At 34.4% G+C, this 9,134-nt stretch carries 7 protein-coding genes; 1 reads left to right on the top strand and 6 read right to left on the bottom strand.

Annotated elements, in window-relative coordinates; genetic code table 11:
• The first annotated feature begins 174 nt into the window (after positions 1–174).
• Complete coding sequence (locus AB1414_10335) at positions 175–585, top strand: transposase (GenBank protein MEW6607830.1); 411 nt, start codon at positions 175–177, stop codon at positions 583–585.
• 250 nt (positions 586–835) lie between these two features.
• On the opposite strand, the gene AB1414_10330 is transcribed toward AB1414_10335, so the two are convergent.
• The 6 genes from AB1414_10330 to asnB form a co-directional block, all read right to left on the bottom strand.
• The gene (locus AB1414_10330) at positions 836–2,284 is read right to left on the bottom strand and encodes an HD domain-containing phosphohydrolase (GenBank protein MEW6607829.1); all 1,449 of its coding nucleotides are present in this window, start codon (positions 2,282–2,284) and stop codon (positions 836–838) included.
• Between the two features lie 136 nt (positions 2,285–2,420).
• Positions 2,421–3,044, bottom strand: a complete 624-nt coding sequence (locus tag AB1414_10325) for a hypothetical protein (protein MEW6607828.1) — start codon at positions 3,042–3,044, stop codon at positions 2,421–2,423.
• 20 nt (positions 3,045–3,064) lie between these two features.
• Positions 3,065–4,588 (bottom strand): hypothetical protein, encoded by a 1,524-nt coding sequence (locus tag AB1414_10320; protein ID MEW6607827.1) that lies wholly within the window; start codon positions 4,586–4,588, stop codon positions 3,065–3,067.
• Positions 4,589–4,667: 79 nt separating this feature from the next.
• Positions 4,668–4,799 carry a hypothetical protein gene (locus AB1414_10315; GenBank protein ID MEW6607826.1) on the bottom strand — a complete coding sequence of 44 codons (132 nt, stop codon included), beginning with the start codon at positions 4,797–4,799 and terminating at the stop codon, positions 4,668–4,670.
• Positions 4,800–5,852: 1,053 nt separating this feature from the next.
• On the bottom strand, positions 5,853–7,049 hold the full coding sequence (locus AB1414_10310; GenBank protein ID MEW6607825.1) for a glycosyltransferase: 1,197 nt from the start codon (positions 7,047–7,049) through the stop codon (positions 5,853–5,855).
• Positions 7,049–8,992 (bottom strand): asparagine synthase (glutamine-hydrolyzing), encoded by a 1,944-nt coding sequence (gene asnB / locus AB1414_10305; protein MEW6607824.1) that lies wholly within the window; start codon positions 8,990–8,992, stop codon positions 7,049–7,051. The genes AB1414_10310 and asnB overlap by 1 nt, the downstream gene beginning before the upstream one ends.
• Positions 8,993–9,134: the final 142 nt, after the last annotated feature.

Below are 9,134 nucleotides of genomic sequence, written 5' to 3'. Positions count from 1 at the left end.
AATGATAGTAGTTTCTAAGTTGATAAGTATATAATATACAACGATTTAACAGATATAAAATCTGTTAAATCAGTTTAATCCTGTTGAATATATAGTAAGAATAACACCCACTTCAAAATCGCTGATATTAGTCTTGCCAAAAGGGAAAACAAATATGGTGTTTATTCCACTGAGATGTTTGAGTTCAATAAAGAAGGTTATCTTCTTTGTCCAGCAGGCAAGCAAATGAAGAGGTTGGGTAAGAAACCTCGTAAAGATAGGAAGACAAGGTTTGAAGGGATATCTTGTGCTGAATGTGAATTGAGAGGATTTTGTACTACTGTAACTTACCGAACAGTAGAGATTATTGAAGATGAGCATAAGAGGAGACTACAAACAAGGGAATTAAATCAAACACCTGAGCATAAGAAAGCGATAAAGATGCGATTAAGGATTGAAGCAGGTATAGGTCATCTAAAAGATTATCATCTGTTGCGTAGAGCACTTTATCGGAATAAAGAGATGATAAGGATTCAACAGTTGATGTCAGTAAGTTCAGCAAATATTGAAAAACTTCTTCGGGCAAAGAGTGATATGGAATTATAAGGTTCATTATTCAGGTAAAGGCTATCGTTTTTCTCAATATAGGTGTGTTTTAAATGCTATAATTTTACATCAGAGAGGAGAAAGATTTAAGATTTTAAAGATAGCATTCATAAAACCCAGTTTTTAAGTTGTCGAACTTCTTATGTTAAAAATTAAAGTCAAAACCGATAAGAAAAAAAGGTAGATTTTATGTCAACAGCCTGTCAAGGTCTGACCTTAATCCTTTTCCGACCCTAATCCTTTTTTTGGATTATGCTTGTTGGGTATATTTTCCATATAACCTTCCTAACTTTTCCCGCACCTCATTTTGTAAAAATATTTCTATTATAAAGGGATCAAATTGCGTTCCTTTGTTCTTGTCCATTTCATCACAAGCTGCTGGAAAAAGTAAGTGATGTGGACGATATGGTCTACTAAAGGCCATAGCATCGAATGCATCAGCTATGGCCAAAATTCGAGAGCCCAAAGGTATTTCTCTTTCTCTTAATCCATCTGGATACCCCTCCCCATCCCATCGTTCATGATGGTGTTTGATAATCTCAAGAATTTCAACTCGATTTGGAGGGAGATTTAAATTTTCAAGAATTTCTACTGTTAAGGATGGGTGGTTTTCCATTATTTGTTTCAACCTTTTCTTTGGGTCAACACTCTCATCAATACCTTTAGCCTTTACAGAATAACCACCACCACCAAACCTTTGTGCAGCATCTTTAAAAGCATTCTGATCAAATAATTCATCTGTGAAACTTAACTTGCCAATATCATGAATTTCTGCCGCTAATTTAATATTTGTCTTTGCCACATCATCTAATTCATAGTTTTTTCTAAGATTTGTGTTCATATTTTTCCCTAAATTATTCCACTCGGGAAGAACTAAATCTATAATTTCCATTACTCTCTTACAGTGTTCACTTGTATATTCATCTCTAATTCTCATAGCTATAAGAAAAGATTTAGAAATATACCCATGCATTGCCTCAAATATTTCCTCTCTAAGAAGAGTTACTAATAACTCTGGGATTTCTTTTGCCAAAGGAAATAATAAAAAAAATTTATCCTCTTTTATCTCGCCTTTTTGCAGTTTGTCACTTATTATCTCATCGATTATTTCTTTACCTCTCAAATTTTGCCTACAAACCTTTATTAGACACTCTACTATGTTCTTTATAATCTCCTCGTTTAACCCTATCTCTTTATGGAATAAAGAAATTATCTCTTTGATTTGAGGCTTTTGGATGCCTGCCATGTCTATCTTTTTGAAATTCTCCCCAACTTCTATTTTCAACCCGTCAATCTCATTTTGGTCTTTTAATATTTCGATAAAAGAGGAAATAGCCTCACCTGCTTTCATATCTCCAAGACAATTTATTACAATCTCTCTCAAATTTAAGCAAGGTTCTTTTAGCATATCTATCAATAAGTTCATAGCCTCATTGGTAGCAATTTCCCTTAATGTTCTTGCAATGCTATATTTAAGATAATTATCTTTTTCATCTTTGACCAAATCTTTAAGGATTGATACAATCTCATCACTTTGAAGCCTAAGAATCTTTTCCTCTAATTCTTCTAAATGGAAGATTAAAGGTCTTCTTAAGAAGATATCTTTTTGATTATTGCTTTTAGTCACGGCTTTAATAATTTTGATTGTACTCTCATCCACCCTTTTAATCTCTTTTATTCTTTTTATTCTCTCTTCCAAAGAGAGAGATGTTTGACAACTGTTACACTTAGGGGCTTTGTCCTTATTATTAAAACCACAATTTACACATATCATCTTATTAATTTAACCTCTTTCTGTAATGATAAGGGATTAAAAAATATGGTATGATTTAGGGTTAATGCCACGGCGTAGGCTTGACTGACTTTGGTGGATATTGTTTGCAGCAAGGGCAATCTGTCGCTTTGTACTTATGCTTATCTCTAAATCTATCGAGAAATTTAACTTCAATATTGTTATACCATACTCTTCCATTTGTCTTCACAAAATAGTCGGAAGGAATTAAATCAAGAGGGCAGGTATCACACCACAAGATTACCTTAATTCCTACAATCTTTCCCATTCTTTCATTAACCAAATCAATAAGTTGTCTTATCTCATTCCCTGTATCAAATTCATCGTGAAATATAACAACATTAAGAAACTCTATCTTGTTATTGCCTATGGTCTTAGGAGAATATCGCGTTATCTTCCTCTCCCTATGTAGCATTTGAATAGCGGTTGCTATAGGATCGCCTAACAGGTCGTTAAGAGAGTTATGAGAGAAAAGGATATCTACTGGCTCGTTCTTATAATTATTAGCAATCCTTTTGCTGATTTCCTCCTTGAGTAAACAACTACTAGCGATAAGAGGAGTGTTAAGATGTTTATCATAATGATAGCCCCACTGCTCGCTTATCCAGTGACGATTACTCCCTTCTTCTATTACCTTGTTGTTTTCCAATAAGTCAAATACCTCCATAAATATAGCCTCCTATCATTTTATTGCCAGTAAGGATGTTCTATACTTATAGCATTTTCTCCTTTCTTGCATAACTCACATTCATCATAAGGTTGTACTTTGATAATCCCTTCAAAGTGTTCCTCAGAGAAAAGAGATTCAGGAATTATCTCACTGTATCCCTTAAGAGTAAACTTAGGGTTCAGGTTAACTAATGATTGAACGGCCACAATTGTCCCCCCTTTTTTCTTTACCATGAGGCTACATTTTTCAAGAATATTTCCACTGACTATCACCTCATCTATTAAGATTACCCTTTTCTCTGATATATCTTCGAAGAAATTTGGATATCCTAAATTCTCAGAAATATAGGCAGCTTTTACCTCATGATTAGCTCTACTGTTGGAATGAGTGAGATGAGAAGCCATTGCCATCGCCAATGTAAAGGCACTCCCCCATGGACTAATTACTACCGCGATGTCTTCCTTCTCTCTCTCTGTTAACATATCGAAAATTTGTGGAATCAATTCATTAACATTGTCTGGCTTGTTGAAGAAATTGCTAAATCTTATATATCCAGTGGTATGAAGAGATTGAGCGAATTTACAATGGTCTTTTGTGATCACTTTTTCTTTTAGTAACACATCTTCTACGAACTTCCTCTTCGCCATCTGATTACCCTGATAGCAGATGTAGCCTATGGAGACTCGCCATGGCATTTGCGAAAAGCTCTTCAAAAATTTACACAAGATATTTTGGATTTCTTTACCCAAATTCTTAGGAATATTTTTGTCTATACATTCACTATTTCCCCCCGACTTTTTACAAATATCATCTACCCTTCTTGGATCTAATTTTTGACCTAATCCCAGAATATTTATAGGGATGTCTATCCTATCAATGCTTATAAGTGTTTCTGCGCTTCCATAATCTATGCAATCACTCACTATTAAAATCATCTTTTTTGAAAGTAATATCTTATCATTTATAGATAAAATTCCCTTCCTTTCTTCAACACTTATCGCTTGAAAAGTCTTAACAATAGCATCATACAAAACACTCTTGTTCCCGGCGTAAGAGGATGAATTTTTAATTCTGTTGATTAGAGAATTTTTATCATTTGTAAAAGTAAAATCTGAAGAGATACTTTCCCCAAAAAATACAACTATAGTTTGGATAGATGAGAAATCAGAATCCTTAAAAAACTTTATCAGCCCTTCCTTAATTTTTTCCCTCAAGTTGCTTAGAGAATTGCTACTATCAACCACAATCCCCAGGAACTGCTTTTTTACTGTATTGTTTTCCCACCAATCCAACCACATCTTTGATCTTTCTTCTTCAGTGTAAGAGGAATCTTTAAATAAATTGAGCTTCGTTATCTCTTCTATAGCAGTATTGAGGAAAGTATTTTGAGGGAGTTCTTCCATAATATAAGGAAGGACTTCCTTTCCTCTTCTAATGATATTTTTATAGGCTTGACACTCTATATTATTTACTCCACCTTGTTGTATAAAATCTTTCCATTCTTTAAGATTTTCTCTAAATTGAATGGCTCTCCCATCCATTTTTACCTTACCCCCCTTGGTATAATATTCAGTATGCTTAATACATATGAACAGATTTAATATAACTTATTACACGGATTCACTTCCCTAATTCTTCTAATATAACCACCTTAGAGATAATACCTTCACCAGGGATTGCAAAATATAGGAAATTTATCCTCTCCCTCGTAATTTTTAGCATTTTTTTCATCATCATCATCTCCCTCATCATTTTTTAACAACCTAATTTAATTGATTTTTTATACCACCCCACAAACAAACACAAAAAAAGCAGGCTCAATATTGCCTGCGGACTATAAAAATTATTAAATTATTATATCTTCTGGTTAAAAGTGAATTCTTAAGTAAATAAGTAAGTATGTGCTGCTGGTTTTTACACATCTTTTTTCCCTTAACAGATTTTTAAGTAGGATGTAGAAAAATAGGTAAACTTAAGAAATTTAATCCCCTTCTCTTAAAACGGCACTTCCCCCTTATTTAAAGACAAAAATTTAGCCTCCCCATTTGATTTTCAATAAGATATAGCGCTATCTCTTCTTCCTGATTCCTACCTACTATTGGAAGGGAGATTTAATTCTTCATCCTTTATGATTATATAATAACATATTAATTAAATTTTGTCAAGCATTTTTTTAAAAAAATTTCGACCTGTGCAGGAGAGAACGTTGCGTAATCTATAACCCTATTAAAACAAAGACTTACAACAAAAATAGCTCTAAAATCATGCAAAATCCCCAAGTTGACAAATCTCGTAACTTGTTGCTATGCTTAAGTTGACATATGAGGGGATTTTGGTCGCTTTACCAAAATTTGCCAAAATTAACTAAATTTAGCTTTCGTAAGACTTGTAAATATTTAAACTTAAGTCAATCTCTCATGGAAACACAATGGCTACAAAGGATTAAAAATGGCAGATTTTTGTATCAAGAATTATCGTAAGTCTTTGTAAATACTGAATCAGTTTTGCAACGCTCTCGTAACTATTCACCACGAAGAGCACGAAGGGCAGGGAGATGTTACAGAACAAATCTCTTTATGCCTTCTTTCAATCTTTCCACATTGAAATTTATCAATAGACCAACTTGATAGCTGCCAATTTCATATATGTCGGGACGGTTCATTTTATCGTTTTCCCTATGATTTTTGTTGGAAATTAGAAATTAGAAATTGGGCTTTTGTCTCTCTCCCTAATTTCCAATTTCCAATTTCAATCCGCAAGATTTCAAACAAAAGTGAACCGTCCCTATATGTCAATATTTGAGCTTCATGAATTCGATAATTCATCAAATTTCACTTCGTGCTCTTCGTGCCCTTCGTGGTGAATAGTTACTTTCAAGAGACCTACTCTTTTCAGGTGATATTTAAACAAATCTTCATCATCCTCGACCATTCGTTGGAGAGAGAATTTTTCTTCGACTAATTTTCTTCCAGCCAGTCCAAATCGAAGTGCCTTATTTTTGTCTTTAAGAAGACTAATTATTGCTCCGGCTAATGCCTTTGGATTTTGTGGCGGAACTAATAAACCGTTTAAGTTGTGAGTTATGACCTCAGGATTTCCACCAACATTTGTAGTAACAACAGGTATTTCTGAGGCAAATGCTTCTAATATAGTTCTTGACATCGCCTCAAATAGAGAAGGAAGGATAAACACATCCATTGTTTTTAACAACTGCGGGATGTCACCTCTTTCGCCAGGCATTAAAACATTCTCACTTAATCCAAGTTTTTTTACAAGAGCCTCCAATTCATTTTTTAGTGGGCCATCGCCAATCAGGAGTAATTTTATACCTGGAACCTCATTTTTTATATCTAACATACTGAATAAAAGCGTCTTATGGTCTTTAACCGGAACGAATCTACCTATTGTTCCAATTACAGGTTCATCAACGCTTAAGCCAAGTTTTTCCTTCTCTTCATTTTTATTTATATTATTTTTAAATCTGTCTAAATCCACGCCATTTAAGATAGTAATAATCTTTTTTTCATTTATTCCCAGAGAGTCAATCATTAATTTCCGTAAGGATTCTGAAACAGTTGTTATTTGGTCCACAAAATTAAAGATAAATCGTTGAGCCCAAAATCTTATCTTTTTAGATTTAACAACATCAATAACGGTTCCGTGTTCTTGATGGATAACAATTGGGACACCAGCCAATCGAGCGCCAATGACACCTTCGCACAAGGTTCCCCAGTTATGGGTATAAACAATCTGAATATTCTTCTTTTTAAATAACCCCATCAATTTTAGAGGAAGTGTCCAATCATTTCCCTTTTTCTTTTCTAATTCTACTATTTCGATACCGTCTTTTACTAATTCTTTTAAAGCACCTCCTGTGGTAAAAGAACAAAGAGCAGGGTTAAATAAGTCCAGATTATGTTTATTCACCCGTCCAACCAATCCTGTTTCCATCCCACCCCTGGTTAAAGAATAAACTAAATGCATAACATTTATCTTTCTCATTATATTTGTTCTCCCTCAATATATGCCCTATGCCAGAGTTCAAATATCAACAGGCACCAAAATTGGGTAGCAAGGTTTTTAGTTCCTTTTTGATATTCACGCCACATCCATTGGATATATTCAGGTTTAAAGTATCCCCGCTGAAGGGCTTTTGGGACAAGCAGGGTTTCTTCAACCATATTTTTCAGGTCTTTTTTTAACCAGAGATTAAGAGGGACAGAAAATCCTTTCTTCCCTCTTTCTAATATTTCTAATGGAACTAATCCCTCCATGCTTTTTTTAAGGATATATTTAGATACACCTTTTTTTAATCGTAGGTCAGGAGGAATAGTTGCAACAAATTCAATTAATTTATGGTCTAACAAAGGTGCGCGAACTTCTAAAGATACCGCCATACTCATTCTATCAACTTTAACCAATATATCATCCGAAAGATAGGTTTTAGCATCAACATATTGGGCTCTGGAGAGTGTATCCCATCCCTTTGAGCGATTCAAATAAGGTTCCAGGACAACAAAAGGGTCATAACCACTTAGTTGGGACTTAAATTCATCCGTATATAACTGTTGTTTCATTTGAGCATCATAAAAAGATTTGTTCATCATCAGTGTCGATTCAAATGAAGAGGAGATGCTGGTTAAATATCTTTTTGCCCGTAAAAATTCCGGATAGTGATTTAAAAAAGGCCGAAGAATATATCGCTTGATAAATTCTGGAATAAGGCGACGAATCCTATCTTGAGAAATATCGTATTGATAGGAGTTATAGCCGGCAAAGAACTCATCTCCCCCATCGCCACTCAAAGCTACGGTTACATCTTCTTTCGCCATTTTAGAGACATAATAAGTCGGGATTGCTGAAGAATCCGCAAAAGGTTCGTCAAAATGATAGACTAATTTAGATAATACCTCTAAAGCATCAGGTCTAACGGTATATTCATGATGATTTGTTTTAAGATGTGAGGCAACAAGCCGGGCAAATTTTAATTCATCAAATACCGCTTCATCAAAACCAATAGAAGATGTTATCACAGGTTTTTCAGATAATTGTGACATCATTCCCACGACACAGCTTGAGTCAATCCCACCACTTAGAAAAGCCCCCAATGGCACTTCACTCATTAATCTACATTGGACAGATTCTTTCAAGAGATGAGTTAAATTTTCCTTGTATTCATCTTCTTTTAATCCCGGGGTAGTTTCAAACTTAAAATCCCAATATTCCCGAATTGAGATTCCAGTAGAGGTACAAATCAAGATATGGGCAGGTAAAAGTTTAGATATTCCTTTAAAAATGGTTTTAGGAGCTGGCACACACAAAAAACTAAGAAAATCATCTACCGCTTCATAATTTAATACCTTTTTTACACTTTGGTCTTGTAAAATTGACTTTATTTCAGAGCCAAATATGATTCTATCCTTATCAATAAAATAGTGAAGCGGTTTCTTTCCCAATCTATCTCGGCAGAGGATAAGTTTTTTTGCCTTTGCATCCCATAGTCCAATACTAAACATCCCTCTTAAATAGCAAACAAATTCATCCCCTTTTTCCTCGTAGAGATGAACGATTACCTCGGTATCTGAGTTAGTTGTAAAGAGATGTCCTTTATTAATTAGTTCATCACGCAATTCTGGGTAGTTATATATCTCACCATTAAAAACAACCCGGATAGTCTTATCTTCATTAGACAAAGGTTGATGTCCCTGGGCTAAATCAATAATGCTTAACCTTCGATGTCCAAGACCAATATTGTTATTAATATACATCCCTTCATCGTCAGGTCCTCTATGTTTAAGCACATCAGACATTCTCTTTAATAATTCAGAATCAACCTTTTGCTGTGTATCAAAGTAATATATTCCGCAAATTCCACACACTCTTTGTGTTTCCTCCTCTCGTTTATTATAACCTTCTTTATTTCCTTTGTCAACAAACTTTTGCATGAAATTCAAAATATGGTAAGCGTTCAGGTGTAAATAAGGAGAAAAGGGGAAATGGGGAGAAAGGAGAGGGGTAGGGGAATTAGGTAGCAGAAGGTTTCATCAGTTGTCAATGACATTCTAAATAATATGATTTTCTTACTAA

It is taken from the genome of bacterium (assembly GCA_040755795.1).
In the GTDB taxonomy this organism is placed as follows: domain Bacteria; phylum UBA9089; class CG2-30-40-21; order CG2-30-40-21; family SBAY01; genus JBFLXS01.
Note: the sequence above shows the minus strand (reverse complement) of the source record. Positions and strands in the feature narration are given on the sequence as shown.

Coding starts and splice junctions, on each gene's coding strand:
- AB1414_10335 (MEW6607830.1), top strand. CDS start 175: ATGTTTGAGTTCAATAAAGAAGGTTATCTTCTTTGTCCAGCAGGCAAG.
- AB1414_10325 (MEW6607828.1), bottom strand. CDS start 3,044: ATGGAGGTATTTGACTTATTGGAAAACAACAAGGTAATAGAAGAAGGG.
- AB1414_10320 (MEW6607827.1), bottom strand. CDS start 4,588: ATGGATGGGAGAGCCATTCAATTTAGAGAAAATCTTAAAGAATGGAAA.
- AB1414_10315 (MEW6607826.1), bottom strand. CDS start 4,799: ATGATGAGGGAGATGATGATGATGAAAAAAATGCTAAAAATTACGAGG.
- AB1414_10310 (MEW6607825.1), bottom strand. CDS start 7,049: ATGAGAAAGATAAATGTTATGCATTTAGTTTATTCTTTAACCAGGGGT.
- asnB (MEW6607824.1), bottom strand. CDS start 8,992: ATGCAAAAGTTTGTTGACAAAGGAAATAAAGAAGGTTATAATAAACGA.